This is a genomic window from Mycolicibacter terrae (genome assembly GCF_010727125.1).
Taxonomy (GTDB): Bacteria; Actinomycetota; Actinomycetes; order Mycobacteriales; family Mycobacteriaceae; genus Mycobacterium; species Mycobacterium terrae.
Genome location: NZ_AP022564.1, coordinates 1,434,903 through 1,457,259 on the forward strand (window position 1 = coordinate 1,434,903; position 22,357 = coordinate 1,457,259).

At 68.7% G+C, this 22,357-nt stretch carries 22 protein-coding genes and 2 tRNA genes; 12 read left to right on the forward strand and 12 right to left on the reverse strand.

The features are described 5' to 3' along the window. The 5 genes from thpD to G6N23_RS06965 form a co-directional block, all read right to left on the reverse strand. A complete protein-coding gene (thpD, locus tag G6N23_RS06945) occupies positions 1–891 on the reverse strand; it encodes an ectoine hydroxylase (protein WP_085262137.1) in 891 nt (296 codons plus the stop codon). Further along, a complete protein-coding gene (locus G6N23_RS06950) occupies positions 888–1,295 on the reverse strand; it encodes an ectoine synthase (RefSeq protein WP_085262138.1) in 408 nt (135 codons plus the stop codon). The genes thpD and G6N23_RS06950 overlap by 4 nt, the downstream gene beginning before the upstream one ends. After that, positions 1,292–2,569: a diaminobutyrate--2-oxoglutarate transaminase gene (gene ectB / locus G6N23_RS06955; RefSeq protein ID WP_085262139.1), complete on the reverse strand. Its 1,278-nt coding sequence runs from the start codon at positions 2,567–2,569 to the stop codon at positions 1,292–1,294. Before ectB ends, G6N23_RS06950 begins: the two co-directional genes overlap by 4 nt. Positions 2,570–2,761: 192 nt before the next feature. Further along, positions 2,762–3,268 carry a diaminobutyrate acetyltransferase gene (ectA, locus tag G6N23_RS06960; RefSeq protein ID WP_085262140.1) on the reverse strand — a complete coding sequence of 169 codons (507 nt, stop codon included), beginning with the start codon at positions 3,266–3,268 and terminating at the stop codon, positions 2,762–2,764. Between the two features lie 25 nt (positions 3,269–3,293). After that, on the reverse strand, positions 3,294–4,550 hold the full coding sequence (locus tag G6N23_RS06965; RefSeq protein ID WP_109560209.1) for an MFS transporter: 1,257 nt from the start codon (positions 4,548–4,550) through the stop codon (positions 3,294–3,296). Between the two features lie 153 nt (positions 4,551–4,703). Here G6N23_RS06965 and G6N23_RS06970 point away from each other — a divergent pair, with 153 nt between their 5' ends. The 4 genes from G6N23_RS06970 to G6N23_RS06985 all read left to right on the forward strand — a co-directional run bounded on the left by G6N23_RS06970 (position 4,704) and on the right by G6N23_RS06985 (position 7,288). After that, positions 4,704–5,492, forward strand: a complete 789-nt coding sequence (locus G6N23_RS06970) for a fumarylacetoacetate hydrolase family protein (protein WP_085262142.1) — start codon at positions 4,704–4,706, stop codon at positions 5,490–5,492. Further along, the gene (gene gltX, locus G6N23_RS06975; RefSeq protein ID WP_085262143.1) at positions 5,489–6,952 is read left to right on the forward strand and encodes a glutamate--tRNA ligase; all 1,464 of its coding nucleotides are present in this window, start codon (positions 5,489–5,491) and stop codon (positions 6,950–6,952) included. The genes G6N23_RS06970 and gltX overlap by 4 nt, the downstream gene beginning before the upstream one ends. Positions 6,953–7,070: 118 nt before the next feature. Continuing rightward, positions 7,071–7,142, forward strand: a tRNA-Gln gene (locus G6N23_RS06980). Between the two features lie 73 nt (positions 7,143–7,215). Beyond that, positions 7,216–7,288: transfer RNA gene (locus G6N23_RS06985), tRNA-Glu, on the forward strand. A gap of 85 nt (positions 7,289–7,373) precedes the next feature. On the opposite strand, the gene G6N23_RS06990 is transcribed toward G6N23_RS06985, so the two are convergent. Together G6N23_RS06990 and G6N23_RS06995 are read right to left on the reverse strand one after the other, a co-directional pair. Continuing rightward, a complete protein-coding gene (locus tag G6N23_RS06990) occupies positions 7,374–7,874 on the reverse strand; it encodes a pyridoxamine 5'-phosphate oxidase family protein (RefSeq protein ID WP_085262144.1) in 501 nt (166 codons plus the stop codon). A 99-nt stretch (positions 7,875–7,973) separates the two neighbouring features. After that, positions 7,974–8,675 carry an IclR family transcriptional regulator gene (locus G6N23_RS06995; protein ID WP_085262145.1) on the reverse strand — a complete coding sequence of 234 codons (702 nt, stop codon included), beginning with the start codon at positions 8,673–8,675 and terminating at the stop codon, positions 7,974–7,976. 30 nt (positions 8,676–8,705) lie between these two features. Between G6N23_RS06995 and leuC the strand changes: the two genes are divergently transcribed. The 3 genes from leuC to G6N23_RS07010 all read left to right on the forward strand — a co-directional run bounded on the left by leuC (position 8,706) and on the right by G6N23_RS07010 (position 11,669). Then, positions 8,706–10,145, forward strand: a complete 1,440-nt coding sequence (leuC, locus tag G6N23_RS07000) for a 3-isopropylmalate dehydratase large subunit (RefSeq protein ID WP_085262146.1) — start codon at positions 8,706–8,708, stop codon at positions 10,143–10,145. A 28-nt stretch (positions 10,146–10,173) separates the two neighbouring features. Then, positions 10,174–10,770 carry a 3-isopropylmalate dehydratase small subunit gene (gene leuD, locus G6N23_RS07005; protein WP_085262147.1) on the forward strand — a complete coding sequence of 199 codons (597 nt, stop codon included), beginning with the start codon at positions 10,174–10,176 and terminating at the stop codon, positions 10,768–10,770. A 188-nt stretch (positions 10,771–10,958) separates the two neighbouring features. Continuing rightward, positions 10,959–11,669, forward strand: a complete 711-nt coding sequence (locus G6N23_RS07010; RefSeq protein ID WP_085262148.1) for an HU family DNA-binding protein — start codon at positions 10,959–10,961, stop codon at positions 11,667–11,669. A gap of 47 nt (positions 11,670–11,716) precedes the next feature. Here the strand turns inward: G6N23_RS07010 and mutT1 are convergent, their stop codons facing one another. The 3 genes from mutT1 to cofC all read right to left on the reverse strand — a co-directional run bounded on the left by mutT1 (position 11,717) and on the right by cofC (position 15,611). Continuing rightward, a complete protein-coding gene (gene mutT1 / locus G6N23_RS07015; RefSeq protein WP_085262273.1) occupies positions 11,717–12,649 on the reverse strand; it encodes an 8-oxo-(d)GTP phosphatase MutT1 in 933 nt (310 codons plus the stop codon). A 62-nt stretch (positions 12,650–12,711) separates the two neighbouring features. Then, positions 12,712–14,934, reverse strand: coding sequence for an RNA degradosome polyphosphate kinase (locus G6N23_RS07020; RefSeq protein ID WP_095173939.1), 2,223 nt, complete (start codon positions 14,932–14,934; stop codon positions 12,712–12,714). Next, positions 14,931–15,611, reverse strand: a complete 681-nt coding sequence (gene cofC / locus G6N23_RS07025) for a 2-phospho-L-lactate guanylyltransferase (RefSeq protein WP_085262150.1) — start codon at positions 15,609–15,611, stop codon at positions 14,931–14,933. The genes G6N23_RS07020 and cofC overlap by 4 nt, the downstream gene beginning before the upstream one ends. Positions 15,612–15,782: 171 nt before the next feature. Between cofC and G6N23_RS07030 the strand changes: the two genes are divergently transcribed. Both G6N23_RS07030 and G6N23_RS07035 read left to right on the forward strand, forming a co-directional pair. After that, positions 15,783–16,781 carry an NAD(P)H-dependent glycerol-3-phosphate dehydrogenase gene (locus G6N23_RS07030; RefSeq protein ID WP_085262274.1) on the forward strand — a complete coding sequence of 333 codons (999 nt, stop codon included), beginning with the start codon at positions 15,783–15,785 and terminating at the stop codon, positions 16,779–16,781. Positions 16,782–16,807: 26 nt separating this feature from the next. Beyond that, on the forward strand, positions 16,808–17,911 hold the full coding sequence (locus G6N23_RS07035) for a D-alanine--D-alanine ligase family protein (protein ID WP_085262151.1): 1,104 nt from the start codon (positions 16,808–16,810) through the stop codon (positions 17,909–17,911). Between the two features lie 9 nt (positions 17,912–17,920). On the opposite strand, the gene G6N23_RS07040 is transcribed toward G6N23_RS07035, so the two are convergent. Beyond that, positions 17,921–18,466, reverse strand: coding sequence for a DUF3515 domain-containing protein (locus G6N23_RS07040; protein ID WP_085262152.1), 546 nt, complete (start codon positions 18,464–18,466; stop codon positions 17,921–17,923). Positions 18,467–18,551: 85 nt separating this feature from the next. On the opposite strand from G6N23_RS07040, the gene G6N23_RS07045 reads away from it, so the two are divergent. Together G6N23_RS07045 and G6N23_RS07050 are read left to right on the forward strand one after the other, a co-directional pair. Beyond that, positions 18,552–19,478: a thiamine-phosphate kinase gene (locus tag G6N23_RS07045; RefSeq protein WP_085262153.1), complete on the forward strand. Its 927-nt coding sequence runs from the start codon at positions 18,552–18,554 to the stop codon at positions 19,476–19,478. A 6-nt stretch (positions 19,479–19,484) separates the two neighbouring features. After that, entirely contained in the window at positions 19,485–20,165 is a 681-nt protein-coding gene (locus G6N23_RS07050) for a uracil-DNA glycosylase (protein WP_085262154.1), read from the forward strand. A gap of 164 nt (positions 20,166–20,329) precedes the next feature. Here G6N23_RS07050 and rpmB read toward each other — a convergent pair whose 3' ends face one another. Next, positions 20,330–20,521, reverse strand: coding sequence for a 50S ribosomal protein L28 (gene rpmB / locus G6N23_RS07055; protein WP_019735921.1), 192 nt, complete (start codon positions 20,519–20,521; stop codon positions 20,330–20,332). Between the two features lie 196 nt (positions 20,522–20,717). Here rpmB and G6N23_RS07060 point away from each other — a divergent pair, with 196 nt between their 5' ends. After that, on the forward strand, positions 20,718–22,355 hold the full coding sequence (locus G6N23_RS07060) for a fatty acid kinase ATP-binding subunit FakA (RefSeq protein WP_162291753.1): 1,638 nt from the start codon (positions 20,718–20,720) through the stop codon (positions 22,353–22,355). Positions 22,356–22,357 lie beyond the last annotated feature (2 nt).

Genomic DNA, 22,357 nt, shown 5'->3' on the forward strand with positions numbered 1-22,357 from the left:
CTACACCGGGTCGAAGGTGCGGCTCGCGATGAAGGACGGTCGCGGCGTTGCGGCGCCGAACGGCTCCACCAGGGTGTTCTCCACGCTGTTGTAGACGATGAAGACGTTCGAGCGGGGATAGGGCGTGATGTTGCTGCTCGACCCGTGCATGCAGTTGCTGTCGAAGAACACCGCCGACCCGGCCGGGCCGGTGATCTGACGGATGCCGTGCTGATCGGCCATCCAGGTCAGGCTGTCGTCGTCGGGCGTGCCGACCTCCTGCTGTTTCAGTGAGGAGCGGTAGTGATCCGGTGGGGTCTCGTCCGGGCACGACACGAACCAGCGATGCGAGCCCGGCATGATCATCAGCGAACCGTTGCTGTCCAGGTTCTCGGTGAGCGCCACCGAGACGCTGATGGCGCGCGGTGCGGGCATGCCGTCCTCGGCGTGCCAGGTCTCGAAGTCGGAGTGCCAGTAGAACTCTCGGCCGTTGAAGCCCGGCTTGAAATTGACCCGGCTCTGGTGCACGTACACCGCCGAGCCGAGTAATTGGCGGACCGGGCCGACCAGGCGCGGATCGGCGACCAGCGCGGCGAACGCCGGGCTGATCCTGTGCACCTCGAAGATCGACCGGATCTGGCCGCTGTCCCGCTCGCAGATCGAGCGCTCGTCGGCCGCCAGCGCCGGGTCGGCGCGCAGCCGGTCCAGCTCGTTGCGCAGATCGGCGACGACGTCGGCGTCCACCAAGGTCTCGATGGACAGGAATCCGTCGGCGTCGAACGCCTCGACGCTGGCGGGTGCCAGGGGCCCGCTGCCGGCATCCGTCGCCCACACCACCGGGTCACGTCGCGGCTCGATGCCGATCGCCACGTTGTTGCGGGTGGGGTAGTTGTCGGTGACAGCCGTGGTCACGACGCAGTCTCCTGGGTCTCCTCGGTGAGCAGGGGGTAGGCGCCGGTCTCGTCGTGCACCTCCTGACCGGTGACCGGCGGGTCGAACACGCACACCATGCGCAGGTCGGTGTGGGCCGAAACCCGGTGGTGCTCGTGCCCGTCGAGCAGGTAGAGGGTGCCGTCGCGAAGCGGGTGCACCTCACCGGTCTCCTCGTTGGTCAGCTCGCCTTCGCCGCCGACGCAGTACACCGCCTCGACGTGGTTGGCGTACCACATCGAGGTCTCGGTACCGGCGTAGAGGATGGTCTCGTGCAGCGAGAACCGCTGCCCGTCCCGGGCCAGCAATAGCCGCTGGCTGTTCCAGGTCTTGGCCTGCACGTCGCGGTCGGTGCCCTTGATCTCGGAAAGGGTACGCACGATCATCGATTGACTCCTGAGGTAGTACCGGCGAGTTCCCGGGTGGCGACGGCCTCGATGGACTGGGCCGCTATCGTCAGGCCTTCGGCAAGATCATCATCGTCGATAACCAACGAGGGCATCAGTTTTACCACCTCGCCGTCGGGTCCCGAGGTCTCCAACAGCAGCCCGCGATCGAACGCCTCCTTCTGCACGGCGCCGGCCAACTCGGGTTGATCGAACGCCACACCCCGGATCAGCCCGCGGCCACGGGTCTCGATCCCGTCGAAGGGCTCGATCACCTCGCGCAGCGCATGATCGATCTGCTCGCCCTTGCGGATCACCTGCTTCTCCAACAGGTTGTCGGTCCAGAAGTTCAGGGCCGCGGTGGCGGTGACGAACGACGGGTTCTGGCCGCGGAAGGTGCCGTTGTGCTCACCGGGCTCCCACACGTCGAGTTCGGGCTTGAACAGGGTCAGTGCCATCGGCAGTCCGTAGCCGCTGATCGACTTGGACATGCAGACGATGTCGGGCACGATGTCGGCCGCCTCGAAGCTGAAGAACGGTCCGGTGCGCCCGCAGCCCATCTGGACGTCGTCGACGATCAGCAGCAGCTCGTGACGTTTGCAGAGTTCGGCAAGCCCGTGCAGCCACTCCAGCCGGGCGACGTTGATGCCGCCCTCGCCCTGCACCGTCTCGACGATCACCGCGGCCGGTTCGTTGAGGCCGCTACCGCTGTCCTGCAACAGTCGCTCGAACCAGATGAAGTCCGGGGTGACGCCGTCGAGGTAGTTGTCGTAGGGCATCGGGGTGGCGTGCACCAGCGGGATACCGGCGCCGCCACGCTTCATCGAGTTGCCGGTGACGCTCAACGCGCCCAGCGTCATGCCGTGGAAAGCGTTGGTGAAGCTGATGATGCTTTCCTTGCCGGTGACCTTGCGGGCCAGTTTCAGCGCCGACTCCACCGCGTTGGTTCCGGTCGGGCCGGGGAACTGCACCTTGTAGTCCAGCCCGCGTGGCTTGAGGATCACCTCGTTGAACCGCTCCAGGAAGTCGGCTTTGGCCGCGGTGTTCATGTCCAGGCTGTGCACCACCCGGTCCGAGTTCAGGTACTCCAGCAGTGGGCCCCGCAGGTCCGGGTGATTGTGCCCGTAGTTCAGCGCGCCGGCGCCGGCGAAGAAGTCCACGTATTCATTGCCGTCGACGTCCCACATCCGGGATCCCTTGGCCCGGTCGAACGTCACCGGCCACGACCGGCAATAACTCCGAACCTCGGATTCAAGGGTTTCAAAAATGCTCATGGTTTTCCTCCGTCCGTCGGTCACATACAACGGAACGGAACGACAGGTCGACTTCAAACTCGTGCCGCGGGTGATCTCGGCTCGACCCACCACCCCGCTCGGATGCCCCCGGCTAGGTCTGCCGGGGCTCACGTTTGCGCGGTCGTGACCTTACCGAGACCGTTTTGTGATCTCAAGCGTGCGGTGCTGGCTTCAACGGGCAGGGACTACCCGGAGCGGTCCGATCCGAAACAGCTCTTCGGCCAGATGGGACCCGGGAAACAGACCGGCTGCGAACAACTCCGAGCACTCCAGGGCGGCGTCCCAACGGCGGGCGAAGGCGCCGAAGAGCCGGCGACTGGGTTCGTTGTCCGGTGTGATCGACGTCTCAAGATGCGTGCCGCCGTCGGCCACCAGCGCGGCGGCCAGGTGATCGAGCATCCGGCCGGCCAGGCCCCGACCGCGGTGGGCGTCGTTGACCGCGACCTGCCAGACCATCAACGTTCCCGGTTGCTGCGGGCGGCGGTAGCCGGTGACGAAGCCGGCCGGTTCCCCGCCGACCTCGGCGATCACCGAGCTGGTGGCGAAGTCGCGGCACCACAACAGATAGGCGTAGGGCGCGTTGACGTCGAGTGTGGCGCTGTCGACGGCCATCTGCCACAGGGCCGGTCCGTCGGCCACGGTCGGCGCGCGCAAGTGGATGTCAGCCGGATCGGTCATCCCATCGACGGTACGTTGGCCAGGCTCACGGTTTGGCGGACGGGTCGGGCGGCGCCTCGGGCGGGTACCGCAGGGTTCGCAGCGCCTCGAGCACCGAGCGGCCCTCGGGCTCGGCGCTGACCGGCACCAACCGCCACGCGGCCAGCGGGAACAATCCGCACAGCGCAAATGCCAGTGGGTAGCCGACGGCGCCGATCAGCGCACCGAACACCGGGGGAGCGATTCCGGCGGTGAGCCGCTGGGTGGTGTTCTGGGTGCCCAGTGCGCGCCCGCTCCAGTACGGCCCGGCGATCTCGGCGACCGCGGTCGACGACAACCCGTTGTCCAGCACGCTGATCACGGCCGCAACGACCATCGCGGCCTCGGCCAGGTGGGAATGCAGATGATCGGTCACCCCGAGCACCACCATCGCCACCGCACCGGCGGCGGCGAAGCTGCGGATCGGTCGTAGCCGCGATCGCACGCGGTCGGACCATCGGCCGGCCAGCACCCGCCCGGCCGCGCCGAGCAACTGCGACACCGTCACCAGACCGCCGGCGGCGGCGATCGACCAGTCGGTGTCGACGATGAGCCACACCAGCATGAAGGTGGACAGCACACACTGCGGAACCATCAGCAGTGCCGAGGACAAATGGATGCGCCACAGCACCTTCGAGCCGCTGTAGGGGTTGGACAACTCCGTGCCGGTTGCCGCCGACCGCGGTCTGCGGGGCGGATCGGCCACCCCGATGGCACACGCCACCGCCGCCACCGCGCACAGCGTCGCGGGGAACATCAGGGCGCGCGCCAAGCCGTGCTCGGCCAGCTCCGGAATCACCTCGGCTCCCAACGCGATTCCCAACGGCTGCGCGGTCTGGCGGATCCCCATCACCAGCCCGCGCTGGTGCGGCGGGAACCAGCCGGTCACCAGCCGGCCACTGGCGTTGTTGGCGCTGGCGGCCGCCATGCCGCCCAGGAACAGAAAGCTGCCCACGCCGACCAGGGAATGCATGGAAGCGGCCCCGAAAGTGGCCAGGGCGGTCAGTGCGGATCCGACGGACAACACGATTCGCTCGCCGACGCGGTCCAGCAGAGCGCCCCACGCGAACAGGGTGATCACCATGCCGAAGCTGGGCATCGACGCCAGCAGACCCGCCGCCGCCAGGTTGGTGTCGCGCTTGGTCTCCAGCATCGGGATGACGAAGGCGATGCCGTTGATGAACACAAACGAGCACAGCGTCGCCGCCAGCGCCACGATGATCACGGACCAGCGTGCAGCGCTGCTGATCGACTCCGTGGACACCTGGTCATGGTTCCACATACCGGCCCCGCCGGGGTGTCGGTGCACACCGCGAAAAGCCCCTGAAGGCGGGGGTCGCACCCCCCGGAAGCGCCCGATTCGGCCGAGGCAAGCGCGACTCGGTGTCTGCTCGACCCGAACACTAGGCTTGCGAGAATGCGCCTAGGCCGAATTGCCAGCCCGGACGGCGTCGCCTTCGTCAGCCTGGAAGGCGACCCGGACCGGCCCCACGAGATGACAGCCCGCGAGATCGCCGAGCACCCGTTCGGCACACCGGAGTTCACCGGCCGGTCCTGGCCATTGGCCGACGTGCGCCTGCTGGCCCCGATCCTGGCCAGCAAGGTGGTCTGCATCGGGAAGAATTACGCCGCGCACATCGCCGAAATGGGTGGTGCCCCACCGGCCAACCCGACGATGTTCCTCAAGCCCAACACCGCGATCGTCGGGCCCAACGTACCTATTCAGCTGCCCGCCGAGGCGTCTCCGGTCCACTACGAAGGCGAGCTGGCCGTGGTCATCTCGCGTCCCTGCAAGGACGTCCCGGCTGCCCGGGCCAAGGACAACATCCTGGGCTACACCATCGGCAACGATGTGTCGGCGCGCGACCAGCAGGCAGCCGACGGGCAGTGGACCCGGGCCAAGGGGCACGACACTTTCTGCCCGATCGGGCCGTGGATCGTCACCGACCTCGACCCGGCCGACCTGGCGATCCGCACCGAGGTCAACGGGTCGATCAAGCAGGACAGCCGAACGTCGCTGATGATCCACGACATCGGCGCCATCGTGGAGTGGATCTCGGCGGTGATGACCCTGCTGCCCGGCGATCTCATCCTCACCGGCACCCCCGACGGCGTCGGCCCCATCGAACACGGCGACACCGTGTCCATCTCCGTCGAGGGCATCGGCACCCTCACCAATCCGGTTATCCGCAAAGGAAAGTCGTGACCACACCTGCTGTTCGCGTCCGGTTCTGCCCTTCTCCGACCGGCACGCCCCACGTCGGCCTGATCCGAACCGCGCTATTCAACTGGGCCTACGCCCGACACACCGGCGGCACCCTGGTGTTCCGGGTGGAGGACACCGACGCCGAACGTGACAGCGAGGAGAGTTACCGCGCGCTGCTCGACGCCCTGCGCTGGCTGCACCTGGACTGGGACGAAGGGCCAGAAGTGGGTGGCCCCTACGGCCCGTACCGGCAGTCGGAACGTGCCGACATCCACCGGGATGTGGTGGCGCAGCTGCTGGCGGCCGGAGAGGCCTACGAGGCCTTCTCGACACCGCAGGAGGTCGAGGCCCGCCACCTCGCCGCCGGCCGCAATCCCAAGCTGGGCTACGACAACTTCGACCGCGACCTGACCGACGACCAGCGGGCCGGCTACCTCGCCGAGGGCCGTAAGCCCGTCGTGCGACTGCGGATGCCCGATGTCGAGCTGGGGTGGGACGACCTGGTGCGAGGGCCGACGACCTTCCCGGCAGGCACCGTTCCCGACTTCGCGCTGACCCGCGCCAACGGGGATCCGCTCTACACGTTGGTCAACCCGGTCGACGACGCGATGATGAAGATCACCCATGTGCTGCGCGGTGAGGACCTGTTGCCGTCCACCCCCCGTCAGATCGCGCTGTATCAGGCATTGATACGCATCGGAGTGGCTGACCGTATTCCGGAATTTGCACATCTGCCAACGGTTTTGGGCGAGGGAACCAAGAAGCTGTCCAAGCGCGACCCGCAGTCGAATCTGTTCGCGCACCGCGACCGCGGTTTCATCCCGGAGGGGCTGCTGAACTACCTGGCGCTGCTGGGCTGGTCCATCGCCGATGACCGCGACGTGTTCAGTCTCGACGAGATGGTCACCGCTTTCGATGTGTCCGACGTCAATTCCAACCCGGCGCGATTCGACCAGAAGAAGGCCGATGCGCTCAACGCCGAGCACATCAGGATGCTGGACCCCGAGGATTTCACCGCGCGACTGCGTGCCTACCTCGACACCCACGGCCACGACACCGGGCTCGACGACTCCGCGTTCGCGACGGCCGCGGCACTGGTGCAGACCCGCATCGTGGTGCTCGGCGACGCCTGGGGACTGCTGAAGTTCTTCAACGACGACGAGTTCGCGCTGGACCCGCGCGCCGTGGCCAAGGAGTTGGGGCCCGACGCCGCCCCGGTCCTGGATGCGGCCATCGACGCGCTGGCGGGCGTGGGGGACTGGACCACCGAGACCGTCGAGGCCGCGCTGAAGACCGCCCTGCTGGACGGCCTGGAGCTCAAACCGCGTAAGGCGTTCGGCCCGGTCCGGGTCGCCGTCACCGGCGGGCTGGTCAGCCCGCCGTTGTTCGAGTCACTGGAGCTGCTGGGTTCACAGCGCAGCCTGGCGCGGTTGCGGGCCGCCCGGAACGGCGTGGGGTGAGCGCGATGAGTACTTCGCGGTAGAAGTTTGGTAGTCTGCACGTCGGCCCACAGCGGCTGGCCCGCAGTGCCTCACCGGCACTCTGACCAGCGGTGATGGCGAGGCCGTTGCTGGTCTTTGGGGTATGGTGTAATTGGCAACACAGCTGATTCTGGTTCAGCCATTCTAGGTTCGAGTCCTGGTACCCCAGCAAAGCCGGTCCGCCGCAAGCGATTAGGCGGGCCAGTTTGGGTTGGGCTATGCTGACAACCCGGAATGTTCTGGCCCCCGTCGTCTAGCGGCCTAGGACGCCGCCCTCTCACGGCGGTAGCGTGGGTTCGAATCCCATCGGGGGTACAAATCACAGCACCGTGTCACAAGGCCCGCACCTCGGCGAAGGTGCGGGCCCTTGTCGGTCTTCGGGGCGGGTTTTGCGGCTCGCTCAGGCGCTCGTCGGCGCGGTGGAACCGGCCAGCGGCATCGCCGGCAGCCCCAGCTTGCGGTGGTCCCAGGATCGGGTGCGCCGTGTGACGATGCGCACAGCCACCCTGTTGTTCATCATCGCGTCGACGCCCGGCTTCATCTCGTCGGTGTAGGGGCCGGTGTAGCGCTCCCAGACGCTGACCCCCACCCGGAACAGGGTGTCCGGGTCGTCGACGATCTCCGCGACGCCCTCGAAAGACACCCCGCGCAAGGTGTCGTAGGTCTGGCCGGCCTCCAATAGAAAGCTCACCCGGGGATCGCGGCGCAGGTTGACCGCCTTCTGCGATTTGGCCTTCGTCTCGAGCCAGATTTCGCCGTCGACCACCGCGTACCACATCGCGGTCAGGTGCGGCTGGCCGTCGGGTCCGATGGTGGCCAGTGTTCCGGTGCGGTGGGTGGTGACGAAATCGGCCACCTCGGTGTCCGTCATGACAATCTGTGCGCGCTGCTTGGTTCCCATTCCAGCAGTCTGGCAGGCGCACCGGATCCCCCGGTGAGCAGACGCGGAATCGCATTGAACCGGCCGGCGGCATGCGATTCTGTGGCTGCTCGCGCCGGGTTACAGCCGGGCGGTGAGCGCGTCGGCGGCGGCGAGGAGAGCAGCCGCCCAGCGCGCCCCGGGGCGTCGTCCCATCCGGTCGATCGGGCCCGACACCGAGATGGCCGCCACCACCGTGCCGCGCTGGTCGCGCACCGGTGCTGAGATGCTGGCCACACCCGGTTCGCGCTCGGCGACGCTCTGCGCCCAGCCGCGCCGGCGCACGTCGGCCAGGGTGCGGCTGGTGAACTTGGCCTCCGTCAGCACTTCCTGCTGTAATGCCGGGTCGGCGTAGGCCAGTAGGACCTTGGCTCCAGACCCGGCCGTCATCGGCAGCCGGGTGCCGACCGGAACCGTGTCCCGCAGCCCCGCAGGGGGTTCCAGCGCTGCCACGCAGACCCGCACGGAGCCCTCGCGGCGGTACAGCTGCGCGCTTTCACCGGTGATCTCCCGCAGGCGCGGCAGCACCGCCGCGCCGGCTGCGCGCAGCGGATCGTCGGCGCGGGCCGCCAGTTCGGTGACCGCGGGACCGATCTGCCAGCGGCCGTCATCGTCGCGCGCGAGCAGGCGGTGCGTCTCGAGTCCGGCGGCCAGGCGGTGCGCCGTGGCGCGAGGCAGGCCGGTGCGATCGCACAGTTCGGCGAGCCCACACGGCGATTCGGCGACCGTGTGCAGCACCACCAGGGCTTTGTCCAGAACGCCGATGCCGCTATGCTGTCCCATATAAAGATACTAACGTCTCAGAATGTGAGAATGGTGATGACGCAGCAGCCTCGCACGCTGGCCGAAAAAATCTGGGCCGACCACGTCGTGGTCTCCGGCGGCGGAACCGAACCCGACCTGATCTATATCGATCTGCACCTCGTGCATGAGGTCACCAGTCCACAGGCGTTCGAGGGCCTGCGCTTGGCCGGCCGTGAGGTGCGGCGTCCGGATCTGACCATCGCCACCGAGGACCACAACGTTCCGACGGTCGACATCGACAAGCCGATCGCCGACCCGGTGTCGCGCACCCAGGTCGAGACGCTGCGGCACAACTGCGCCGAGTTCGGCATCCGGTTGCACCCGATGGGCGACATCGACCAGGGCATCGTGCACATCATCGGGCCGCAACTGGGCCTCACCCAGCCGGGCACCACCGTGGTCTGCGGCGACAGTCACACCTCCACCCACGGCGCTTTCGGTGCGCTGGCGATGGGGATCGGGACCTCGGAGGTCGAACATGTGCTGGCCACCCAGACGTTGCCACTGCGGCCGTTCAAGACGATGGCGGTCACCATAGAAGGGATAGAGGGGGATGCCGGGCGCGGGCTGGCGCCCGGGGTCACGGCCAAAGACATCATTCTGGCGGTGATCGCCCAGATCGGAACCGGCGGCGGGCAGGGCTACGTCATCGAGTACCGCGGCAGCGCCATCGAGGCGCTGTCGATGGAGGCCCGGATGACGATCTGCAACATGAGCATTGAGGCGGGTGCCCGGGCCGGGATGGTTGCTCCCGATGCGACCACCTACGAGTATCTGCGGGGCCGCCCGCATGCTCCACAAGGTGCGGACTGGGATGCCGCCGTGGCCTACTGGGACAGCTTGCGCACCGACCCGGGTGCGGTATTCGACGCCGAGGTCTACTTGGACGCGTCCGCACTGACCCCGTTCGTCACCTGGGGCACCAACCCCGGCCAGGGAGTGCCGTTGGGTGCGGCAGTTCCCGATCCGGAGACGATCGCCGACGAGGGCGAGCGGCGGGCCGCCGAGAAGGCGTTGGCCTACATGGACCTTCGCCCGGGGACGCCGATGCGTGACATCGCGGTCGACACGGTGTTCGTCGGGTCGTGCACCAACGGTCGCATCGAGGATCTGCGCGCGGTGGCCGACGTGCTGCGTGGGCGTCGGGTCTCCGAGGGCGTGCGGATGCTCGTCGTGCCGGGATCGATGCGGGTGCGCAACCAGGCCGAAGCCGAGGGCCTCGCCGAGGTTTTCACCGCTGCGGGCGCCGAATGGCGTCAGCCCGGCTGCTCGATGTGTCTGGGAATGAACCCGGATCAGCTCGCCCCGGGCCAACGATGCGCCTCGACCTCCAACCGTAATTTCGAGGGCCGGCAGGGTAAGGGCGGGCGCACCCACCTGGTCTCTCCGGTCGTGGCCGCCGCCACCGCGGTCCGCGGGACGCTGTCCGCCCCCGCCGACTTGAACTGACCGCCACGGTATTTAAAGGAGTTTAGTCATGGAAGCTTTTCGCACCCACACCGGAATCGGAGTCCCGCTTCGGCGGTCCAATGTCGACACCGACCAGATCATTCCCGCGGTCTATTTGAAGCGCATCACCCGGACGGGATTCGAGGACGGCCTGTTCGCCACCTGGCGATCCGACCCGTCGTTCATCCTGAATCTCAAGCCGTTCGACCAAGGTTCGGTGCTGGTCGCCGGGCCGGACTTCGGTACCGGCTCATCGCGGGAGCATGCGGTGTGGGCACTGCTCGACTACGGCTTCCGGGTGGTGATCTCCTCTCGCTTCGCCGACATCTTCCGCGGCAATGCCGGCAAGGCGGGGTTGCTGGCGGCTCAGGTCGCCCAGGACGACGTGGAACTGCTCTGGAAACTCATCGAACAGAGCCCGGGACTGGAAATCACTGTCAATCTTCAAGATCGGAATATCACGGCCGGAACGGCGGTGGTGGCGTTCACTATTGACGACTACACCGCCTGGCGATTGTCTGAGGGGCTCGACGATATAGGCCTTACGCTGCGGAAACTCGATGAAATCGATTCCTTTGAGGCGACCCGCCCAAGCTGGAAACCGCGGACGGTTCCGACCCCCTGACGGCCCGCGGCGGGGCCTGATTCTGGCCGATTGAACAGTCTCGTCAGCGCCCAAGGGCGGTAACCGGATTGCGAAATTGCCCGATAATCTCATCTGAAATTGCGCGTGGCTCTTGGATATCAGTGCTATCAGGGTTTACCGTGTGCTCTAGTCGGCTCAAGTAGGGCCACTGGTTTCGGAGGGATTGGATGAACAAAGCAGAGCTCATCGAGGTGCTCACAAAGGAATTGGACACCGACCGTCGGTCGGCGACAGAAGCCGTGGAGCACTTCGTCAATGCCATTGTGCGCGCCGTCCACAAGGGTGAGAGCGTCACCATCACCGGGTTCGGCGTGTTCGAGCGCCGTCGTCGCGCCGCGCGCGTGGCCCGCAATCCCCGCACCGGTGAGACGGTCAAGGTGAAGCCGACATCTGTCCCCGCATTCCGTCCGGGCGCACAGTTCAAGGCGATTGTTTCTGGCGCGCAGCGCGTCCCGTCCGAGGGGCTCGCCGTCAAGCGTGGTGCCGGTGCCGGTACCACTGCGGCGAAGAAGGCGGCGAAGAAGTCGCCGGCCAAGAAGGCCACCAAGGCCGCCGCTAAGAAGACTGCGGCCAAGGCTCCGGCGCGCAAGGCCGCCAAGGCCGCGCCGAAGAAGGCCACCAAGGCGACCAAGGCGACCAAGGCCACCAAGGCCGCAGTCAAGAAGGCGCCGGCGAAGAAGGTCACCGCCAAGAAGACGGCCGCCAAGAAGGCTCCGGCCAAGAAGGTGACCGCCAAGAAGACGGCGGCCAAGAAGGCTCCGGTCCGCAAGGCCGCAACCAAGGCTCCGGCCAAGAAGGCCACCGCCAAGAAGACGGCGGCCAAGAAGGCTCCGGCCAAGAAGGCCACCAAGGCCACCGCACGAAAAGGCCGTAAGTAACCACGAATAGCCGGGCGCCGCGGGGAACCCCCGCGGCGCCCGGTCGTTCACACCAGGGCGTGCGTAGCCAGCGGACTGCCGAGGTGGTCTGCCGCGATCAACCGGCCGCCCGACAGTGACAGCACCCAGGTACTGCCCTTGCGGTTGCGGGACTTGTCCGGGGTGACGCCGTCGCGGGCACACCACCAGGAGATCAGGTCGGGAATCACCTTGCCCTGCGTGCAGATGACCGGTGCGCCGCCTGACCGGGCGATCTCCAGCACCCGGCGGCGGGCCTTCTTCGGCGAGCGGGCGTACGCCTCCTCGGTCAGCGTCGGCTCGTTGTGCACGGGCACGCCGAGTTCGGCGGCCAGCGGTTCGACGGTCTGGTGACAGCGCACCCGATCGGCCGCGTACACGTCGGTGGCGCCGAAGGCCATCAGCTGACCGATGAGCGCCTCGGCCTGGGCACGGCCCGTCTTGTCCAACGGCCGCAGGGTGTCATCGCCGGAGAACCGGGACCGGCGCCCGGCGGTGCCGTGCCGCACGACCAACACCGTCCGGGTGTCGGCGGGGGCCTTGGTGAACCGCCGCAATATCTTCCGGTCGTAGGGGTAGTGCAGTTCCTTCATCGCGGCGCCGACCGGCAGCCAGACCAGATCATCGACCTCGTGGTTGGGCACGAAGTCACCGCCCAGCGCCCGCGCGTTCCAGTAGCGCACCTTCTTGACACCCTGGGCGACCGGATAACTGACCGAGCCCAGCCGGCGACCCAGGTGGGCGTGCTGGCCGGTCTCCTCGAGGATCTCCCGTACCGCCGCCACCGGTTCCGTCTCCCCGGGATCTACTTTGCCTTTGGGCAGTGACCAATCGTCATAGCGGGGGCGGTGGATGAGCGCCACCTCGACGGTCTTGCGCCGCGGCCGCCACAGCACCGCACCGGCGGCGTAGATGATTCTGTCCGCCGGCACGGAGCCATTCGACGAGGTCTTTGTGGGCACCTTCACTCCTGCAGGTCAATTCGGGCCTCTTCGATGACAGTTGCCGGCCGTCGGCCGGTGTCTCAGGGATTGCGGTGTCGTTCCATCAACGACACCTGGTGGTCACGCACCGACGCGCCGTCGTGCGGCGCCGCGGTCCACTGGCCGTCCGACCCGAGTTCCCAGCAGCGGGTGGCCGGGTCCATCGCGGAGTCGAACACCTCGCCCAGTTGAGCGCAGAGGCGCGGGTCCTTCACCTGGACCATCACCTCGACCCGGCGGTCCAGGTTGCGGTGCATCATGTCGGCGCTGCCGATCCAGAATTCGTCGATGGCGCGGCATTCGATGATGCGGGAGTGCTCTAGGAAACGTCCGAGAATCGACCGGACGACGATGTTCTCGGAGAAGCCCTCGACCCCCGGCCGCAGCGCACAGATCCCGCGCACCACCAACTCGACCTGCACCCCGGCCCGCGAGGCGCCGTAGAGGGCGTCTATCACCTGCTCGTCGACCAGGGAGTTGAGTTTCAGCCGGATCCGGCCTCCGCCGCCGCCGCGGTGCGCGGCGATCTCGCGTTCGATGCGTTCGATGATCCCGGCCCGCACGCCGTACGGGGCCACCAGGAGATTGCGGTACTCCATCTTCCGCGAATAGCCGGTCAGGGAGTTGAACAGGTCGGTGAGGTCGGCGCCGATGTCCGGGTCGGCGGTCAGCAGCCCGACGTCCTCGTAGAGTCGCGCGGTCTTGGTGTTGTAATTGCCCGTGCCGATATGGCAATACCGCCGGATCGCCGAGCCCTCACGACGCACCACCAAAGCGACCTTGCAGTGTGTCTTTAGCCCGATCAGGCCGTACACCACGTGCACACCGGCCTGTTCCAACTTGCGGGCCCATTTGATGTTGGCCTGCTCATCGAACCGGGCCTTGATCTCCACCAGAGCCACCACCTGCTTTCCGGCCTCGGCGGCGTCGATCAGCGCGGTGACGATCGGCGAGTCGCCCGAGGTGCGGTACAGCGTGTGCTTGATCGCCAGCACTCCCGGGTCGGCGGCGGCCTGTTCGACGAACCGCTGAACGCTGGTGGCGAACGAGTCGTAGGGGTGGTGCACCAGCACGTCCCCTTCGCGCAGGGTGGCGAAAATGCTTTTGGGGGTTTCCCGTTCGGCGAACGCCGGGTGGGTGGCCGGGACGAAGGTGCGGTCCTTGAGGTCCGGACGGTGCTGGCGGTAGACCTGCCACAACGACGACAGGTCCAGCAGTCCGGGCACCTCGATGACGTCGCCGGGATGCACGTCGAGCTCCCGTAGCAGCAACTCCAGCATGCTCTCGGTCATGTCGTCGGCGACCTCGAGGCGCACCGGCGACCCGAACCGGCGTCGCGCCAATTCCCGCTCCAAGGCCTGCAGCAGGTCCTCGTCGCGGTCCTCCTCGACCTCGAAATCGGCGTTGCGGGTGATGCGGAAAGCGTGATGCTCCACGATCTCCATGCCGGGGAACAGCACCGGCAGGAACGCCGCGATCAATTCCTCCATCGGCAGGAAACGGATCTCACCGTGCCCCTCACCGCCACCGCCACCGCCGCCGGCGCCGGCATCGAGTTCGACGAAACGGTCGACGTTGTCGGGAACCTTCACCCGCGCGAAGTGATTTCCGCCGTCCTCGGGGCGCTTGACGGTCACCGCCAGGTTCAGGCTGAGCCCGCTGACGAAGGGGAAGGGGTGCGCCGGGTCGACCGCCAACGGCGTCAGGACCGGGAACACCTGCTCGTGGAAGTAGGCCGACAACTGCTCGCGTTCGCCCGGTTGCAGGTCGGCCCACGTGACGATGTGGATGCCTTCGTCGGCGAGCGCCGGCCGCACCGATTCGAGAAACACTCGCGCGTGGCGGGTGGCGATCCGCTGGGTCTGCTCACCGATCCGGCGCAGTTGCTCGCGCGGCGTGAGGCCATCGGCCGAGCGCACCGACAGGCCCATCTCGTCGCGGCGTTTGAGCCCGGCGACCCGGACCATGTAGAACTCGTCGAGATTGGAGGCGAAGATCGCCAGGAATTTGGCCCGCTCCAACAACGGCAGTGAGGTGTCGGCCGCCAGGGCCAGCACCCGCGCGTTGAAGTCCAGCCAGCTCAGCTCCCGGTTCAGGTAGCGGTCCGCGGGCAGTTCATCGCCGTCCTCAGCCGGCGTGGCCGCGGTGGCGGCCGGTGGGGCGGTCGGGGTGGCGTCATTCGGGCGCCAGTCGGTCTCGTCGCCGCGCGCCTCGGTCAGTTGGCCGACCTCGATTTCATCCACTCCGAAATCATTACTCATCAACGGGTGGTGCTGCCACCGGTCTTGGATTGCGCGAGCGCACGCGTGGTCGCCGGGCCGACCCCCAGCCGCCGCGCCACCGCCAGATCCTCGGGCGTGTCGATGTCGCAGCGCAGGCCCGGCCAGGCTCCGGTCAGCTCCAACGCGCCGGACTGCCGATGGCGCATCGACGAATCCCGGCCGAAACGCGGGTCCAGCGGGCCGCCGAACGCGAACAGGGCCGCGGTGCCCATTCCGTGCCGGTCGGCCACGAAGCTGCGTGGGTGGCCGCGGGCGGCCGCGATTGCCTCGTCGAGTTCGTAGGACTGCAAAGCCGGTAGATCACCTTGCAGCGCAACGATATTCGGGACCGATTCGGCCGCCGCGCGTTCGGCGGCGGCGAGGGCGTTGTTCAGTGGGTCACTGTGCCCGGCCGGGGTCGGATCCTCCAGCACCTCGGCGCCCAGGTCGGCCGCGGCCGCCGCGGCGGCCTCGTCGGGGGTGACCACGGTGATGTGCTCCAGCCCCCGGGCGGCCGACGCCGCGGCGATGGTGTCGACCAGCATGGCCAGCACCACGGCCTCCCGCAACGGCGCAGGAAAAGCCGGCGCCAGCCTGGTCTTGGCCACGCTGAGCCGCTTGACGGCGATGATCAGGCCGAAACCGGAGGCCTCAGCCTGTGCGGAGTTCACAACCGACATCCTGCCAGCGACGGGTTCGGCGACCGCCGCATCGTCCAAACGTAAGTTGATGGGCGGGTCGCTGGCCGCGACCCGCTGCGCCCGGCTCCGCTGCGCAGGCGGTCGCCGCTAGGGTGATCCGCTTAAGGGAGGTGATGTGACGTGGTCGGGACCGAGGGCACTGTCGCGGTGATGGGTGCGGGAGCGTGGGGCACGGCCCTGGCCAAGGTTCTCGCCGACGCCGGCAGCGAGGTCAGGCTGTGGTCGCGCCGATCCGAGGTCGCCGCCGAGATCAACGAGACCCGCCGCAACCCCGGCTATTTGCCGGGCTCCACGGTGCCCGACGGCGTGCGGGCCACCACCGACGCGGCAGCGGCGCTGGACGGCCTGACCACGGTGGTGCTGGCGGTGCCGGCGCAGACCATGCGGGCCAACCTGGAGGCGTGGACGCCGCACCTGACCGAGGGCGCCACGCTGGTCAGCGTCGCCAAGGGCATCGAACTGGGCACCCTGATGCGGATGAGCCAGGTGGTCGCCGCGGTGACCGGGGTCGACCCCGGGCAGGTCGCCGTGGTGTCCGGCCCGAACCTGGCGGCCGAGATCGCCGCCGAACAGCCCGCCGCTACCGTGGTCGCCTGTACCGACTCCGGCCGCGCGGTGGCGCTGCAGCGGATGCTCAACACCGGCTACTTCCGCCCGTATACCAACGCCGACGTGATCGGCACCGAGATCGGCGGCGCCTGCAAGAACGTCATCGCCCTGGCCTGCGGGATGGCCGCCGGGGTGGGCCTGGGCGAGAACACCGCGGCGGCGATCATCACCCGGGGCCTGGCCGAGATCATCCGCCTGGGCGTCGCGCTCGGCGCCAAGGGCGCCACGCTGGCCGGCCTGGCCGGGGTGGGCGATCTGGTGGCCACCTGCACCTCGCCGCAATCACGCAACCGATCATTCGGCGAGCGGCTCGGCCGGGGCGAGGAGATGCCGCCGGTACCGGGGTCGAAGGGGCTGCTGAGCACCACCGACGGTCACGTCGTCGAAGGCGTGACGTCGTGCCAGTCGGTGCTGGCGCTGGCCTCGAGCTATGACGTGGAGATGCCGCTGACCGATGCCGTGCACCGGGTCTGCCACACCGGCTTGTCGGTCAATGAGGCGGTGGCGCTGCTGCTGGGACGTCGCACCAAACCGGAGTGAGACCGGGTTGCCGTACCCTCTGGCGTGTGAATTCCCACCAGCGCACCCGGGTGGCCGTCGTGTTCGGCGGCCGCAGTAGCGAGCACGCGATCTCCTGCGTGTCGGCGGGAAGCATCCTGCGCAATCTCGATCCGCAGCGTTTCGAGGTGGTTGCTGTGGGGATCACTCCGGAGGGCTCGTGGGTGCTCACCGACGGTGACCCGGATGCGCTCGTGATCAGTGACCGTCGGCTGCCCGCGGTGAGCACGGCTGACGGTGCCGAACTGACGCTGCCCGCCGATCCGCAGCGGGCCGGCCAGTTGCTGGCGGTGGGTGCCGGGGAGCTGCTGCAGTCGGTCGACGTGGTGTTCCCGGTGCTGCACGGTCCCTACGGCGAGGACGGCACCGTGCAGGGGCTCCTCGAGTTGGCCGGCGTGCCCTACGTCGGTGCCGGGGTGCTGGCCAGTGCCGCCGGGATGGACAAGGAGTTCACCAAGAAGCTGCTGGCGGCCGAGGGCCTGCCGATCGGGCCGTACGCGGTCTTGCGGGGAGCTCATGCGACGCTGTCGGTCGAGGATCGGGAGCGGTTGGGGCTGCCGGTGTTCGTCAAACCAGCGCGCGGTGGGTCGTCGATCGGGGTCAGCCGGGTGACGTCGTACGACGAGCTTCCCGCCGCCATCGCCGAGGCGCGCCGGCATGACCCGAAGGTCATCGTCGAGGCCGCCATCGTCGGCCGCGAGCTCGAGTGCGGAGTGCTCGAATTCCCCGACGGCACGGTGGCCGCCAGCACGGTGGGGGAGATCCGGGTGGCCGGCGTGCGGGACCGCGACGACTCCTTCTACGACTTCGCCACCAAGTACCTCGATGACGCCGCCGAGCTCGACGTGCCCGCCAAGATCGACGACGACGTCGCGGATACGGTGCGGCAGTTAGCAATTCGCGCGTTCGCCGCACTGGCCTGCCAGGGCCTGGCCCGGGTTGACTTCTTCCACACCGACCGCGGTCCGGTGATCAACGAGATCAACACGATGCCTGGATTCACCACGATCTCGATGTACCCGCGGATGTGGGCGGCCAGCGGTGTGGACTATCCGACGCTGCTGGCGACCATGGTCGACACCGCACTGGCCCGCGGCGTCGGCCTGCGCTGACGCGACCGGTCAGTGCGGCGGGCCCGGATTGATCGGCACCGCGGCGACGGAGGCGGCGATCAGATCCGACAGCTCCTGGATCGGGGTGGGCCCCGAACCTTGAGGCAGCGTCAGCGCCAGATAGACCTTCCGGTCGACCGCATACCAGGTGGCGCGTTCGCCTTCTCGGACCTGGAACCACTGCACCTGATCGACCACCTGGATGGGCGAGCCCACCACGAAGTCGGCGGGTCGATCCAGCCCGCAGCGCAGCACCACCGTCTCGTCGGCGCCGGCCGTCCACGCTGCCACGCCGTCGGGTGCCGGCTCGGCGATCTCGGCCCGCCGGTAGTCGCCCAGCTGCTGCGGCAGGGCGTCGAGCACGGCACGGCAGGGCGCGTCGCCGGCGTGCGGAGCCGGCACGGTGGCCAGGCGGAGCGGCTCGGTCGACGGCGCACCGGGCTGGCGCGCTGCGGCGAACGCCAGCGCAGCGCCCACCGCCACGACGGCGACCACCAGCGCGGCGATCAGCGCCAGCCGTGGCGGCCCGTCGGCGTCGGTTCCCGGATTGATCACACCCCGTGCTCCCTTTCGATCGCACTTACACTCGGTGGCTGTGCGCGGTACTGAGCCCACGCTGGGTCAGCTTGGAGAGTTTCCCATGATCGACCGGCTGGTGGCCGGTCGCCGCCAGCCCAGTGCGACGGAATTGGGTCCCGGCGACGACGCGGCGGTGGTGCGTAGCCCCGACGGCCGGACCGTGGTCTCCACCGACATGCTGGTGGAAGGCCGACATTTCCGGCTGGACTGGTCAACTGCGCATGACGTCGGACGCAAGGCGATAGCGCAGAACGCCGCCGACATCGAGGCGATGGGCGCCCGCCCGACCGCGTTCGTCGTCGCCTTCGGCGCCCCATCGAGTACCGCGGCTGCCGATGCCGCCGCCTTGGCCGACGGCATGTGGGCCGAAGCCGGACGATTCGGTGCCGGCGTGGTCGGCGGTGACCTGGTCGAGGCCGATTCGTGGGTGGTTTCGGTGACGGCCCTCGGCGATCTGGCCGGCCGGGCACCGGTGCTGCGGTCGGGGGCGCGGCCCGGGGCGCTTCTGGCGGTGGCCGGCGAGCCGGGCCGATCGGCGGCGGGCTTTCGGCTGTGGAACGACGGCCAGGGTGGTTTCGAGGGCTTGCGGCGCCGCCACCTCGTCCCGGAGCCTCCCTACGGGCAGGGCGTGGCGGCCGCCGACGCCGGTGCGCAGGCCATGACCGACGTCTCCGACGGCCTGCTCGCCGACCTGGGGCACCTGGCAACCGCGTCGCAGGTCACGATCGAAGTGTCCACCGCCGCGCTGGCCGCCGACCATCAGGCGCTGGCGCCGGCCGCAGCCGCGGTCGGCGCCGATGCGTGGTCTTGGGTGCTGGCCGGGGGAGAGGACCACGCACTGGTCGCCGCCTTCCCCGGCGCGATTCCGGCCGGCTGGCGGGTGATCGGCCGGGTCGCCGACGGGCCGGCCCGGGTGCTGGTCGACGGGGCGCCATGGGAGGGGGACGCGGGCTGGCAGTCGTACGGCTCCGAGTCCCCGTTACCTTGAGACACCATGAGTGCGCGTCCACTTCCTGAACTCGTCGAGAGCGGTTGGGCCACCGCCCTGGAACCGGTGACCGAGCAGGTCGCCTTGATGGGGAAGTTCCTGCGCGAGGAGCTCTCGTCCGGGCATGGCTACCTGCCCGACGGGCAGAACGTCTTGCGCGCCTTCACGTTTCCCTTCGACGCCGTGCGGGTGCTGATCGTCGGGCAGGATCCCTACCCGACCCCGGGACACGCGGTGGGCCTCAGCTTCTCGGTCGCGCCGCAGGTGCGGCCGCTGCCGCGCAGCCTGGAGAACATCTTCACCGAGTACACCGCCGACCTCGGCTATCCCCGGCCGGCCAACGGTGATCTGTCGGCGTGGGCGCAGCGTGGTGTGCTGCTGCTCAACAGGGTGCTCACGGTACGTCCGGGCAACCCGGCGTCGCACCGCGGCAAGGGCTGGGAAATGGTCACCGAGTGCGCGATCCGCGCCCTGGTGGCGCGCAGACAACCCATGGTGGCGATCCTGTGGGGACGCGACGCGGGGACGCTGAAACCGATGCTGTCGGAGAACTGCGTCGCCATCGAGTCCCCGCACCCGTCGCCGCTGTCGGCGTCGCGGGGGTTCTTCGGGTCACGGCCGTTCAGCCGCGCCAACGAACAGCTGGAGAAACTGGGCGCCGAGCCGCTCGACTGGCGGCTGGACTGACGCGGGCGGGCGCCTGACTGCGCTGAGCACCCGATATTTCCGCGAGATTGCAGTCATGCCGGGAAATGCGCGCAATCACCTGCATGGCTTCAATCTCGCGGTGAGATCCGAGCTGAGCCCACGTGGTGCGCTCACCCGGCGCCGTAGACCCCGGGGGCAGGCCTCTAGCCGCGGGCGACCTTGCCGGCCTTGATGCACGAGGTGCAGGCGTTGAGGCGCTGCTTGTTGCCGCCGGGACGGGCAGCGTGCACGGTCTGGATGTTCGGGTCCCACCGACGGCTGGTCCGACGGTGCGAGTGCGACACCGACTTGCCGAAGCCGGGGCCCTTTCCGCAGATATCGCACACGGCAGCCATATGTGACACTCCTCAAAACGTCTGCTTGAGGGCCAACAACCTCAGCGGGTGGCCCGACAACCTGATCAGGATACCCGCCGGGCCGGGCAACCACCAAAACGCCCCGTTTCGGCTCGCGACGCGGCGTGACCTGTGGTGTCGCCCGCAGTGATTAGGCTTGCAGCCACCGGAGGTGGCGGCAGGAAGGTGCGTGCAGGTGGGCAACCCCGATCGTCGGCTGGATGCGGCCACCTTGCGGGACTGGGCGCACACCGCTGTCGGCGATCTGATCACCCACACCGACGAGATCAACCAGCTCAACGTCTTCCCGGTCGCCGATTCCGACACCGGCACAAACATGCTGTTCACCATGCGCTCGGCCCTGGCCGAGGCTAATACCGAGGCCGCTTCCGGTGAGGTCGCCCGGGTCGCGGCCGCCTTGTCGTCCGGAGCCCTGCACGGGGCCCGCGGCAACTCCGGGGTGATCCTGTCGCAGATCCTGCGCGGCCTGGCGGACGTGACCGCCGCCGACAGCACCGGAGTGGTCGACGCTGCGCTGTTGGGCGCCGGCCTGCGGCACGGGGTCGAGCTGGTGATCACCTCGATGGGCGGCCGCGAGGTGCCGGGCACCATCGTGTCGGTGCTGCAGGCCGCGGCGGCGGCAGTCGAGCAGTGCGCGGCCCGGGGCGCTGGGCTGGGCGCGGCGATCACTGCCGCCACGGAAGCCGCGGCCGAGGCACTGGAGAAGACCACCGAGCAGCTCGACGTGCTCGCGGCCGCCGGCGTGGTCGACGCCGGCGGCCGCGGCCTGCTGGTGCTGCTCGACGCGCTGCAGTCGACGATTACCGGGCAGGCGCCCGTCCGGCCGGTTTATCAGCCGTCGCCGCGGCCACGCCCGCCCGAAGCGGTCACCGACCAGCCCGCGCCGCAATTCGAGGTGATGTACCTGCTCGGCGAGTGTGCCCCCGAAGACACCGACGCGTTGCGCGAACGGCTGACCCAACTCGGCGATTCGGTGGCGATAGCGACGTCGGGGGTGGTCGGCGGCTATTCGGTACACGTGCACACCGACGACGCCGGTGCCGCCGTCGAGGCGGGCCTGGCGTTCGGCCGGCCACGGCGTATCCAGATCTCAGCGCTGGCCGGGGTGACCGGCCTGCCGCCGGGCAGCTGGTCCCGGGAGCGCGCGGTGCTGGCCGTGGTCGACGGTGAGGGTGCGCAGGAGTTGTTCGCCGGGGAAGGCGCCTGCGTGCTGCGGCCGGACCCGCACAGCGCCGACCCGGCCACGATGGTCACCGCCCAGCAGCTGCTGCGCGCGGTGGTGGACACCGGCGCGGCCCAGGTGATGCTGCTGCCCAACGGCTACGTCGCCGCCGAGGAGCTGGTGGCCGGATGCACGGCGGCCATCGGCTGGGGCATCGACGTGGTGCCGGTTCCGACCGGGTCGATGGTGCAGGGACTGACTGCGCTGGCGGTACATGATCCGGGCCGGCCGGTGGTCGACGACGGCTACACCATGGCGCGGGCGGCGGGCACGACCCGGCACGGCTCGGTGCGGGTCGCCACCGAGCAGGCACTGACCTGGGCGGGCACCTGCCGGCCCGGTGACGGGCTGGGCATCGCCGGTGACGAGGTGCTGATCGTGGCCGGCGACGTCGGCGCGGCTGCGATCGGCCTGATCGACCTGTTGCTGGCGGCCGGCGGTGAACTGGTCACGGTGCTGGTCGGGGCCGGCTTCGACGGCAAGGTCGTCGACGCGCTGGCCAGACATGTCCACGATCAGCATCCGGGCATCGACCTGGCGACCTACCTCACCGGGCACCGGGGCGACGCCCTGCTGATCGGGGTCGAGTAGCG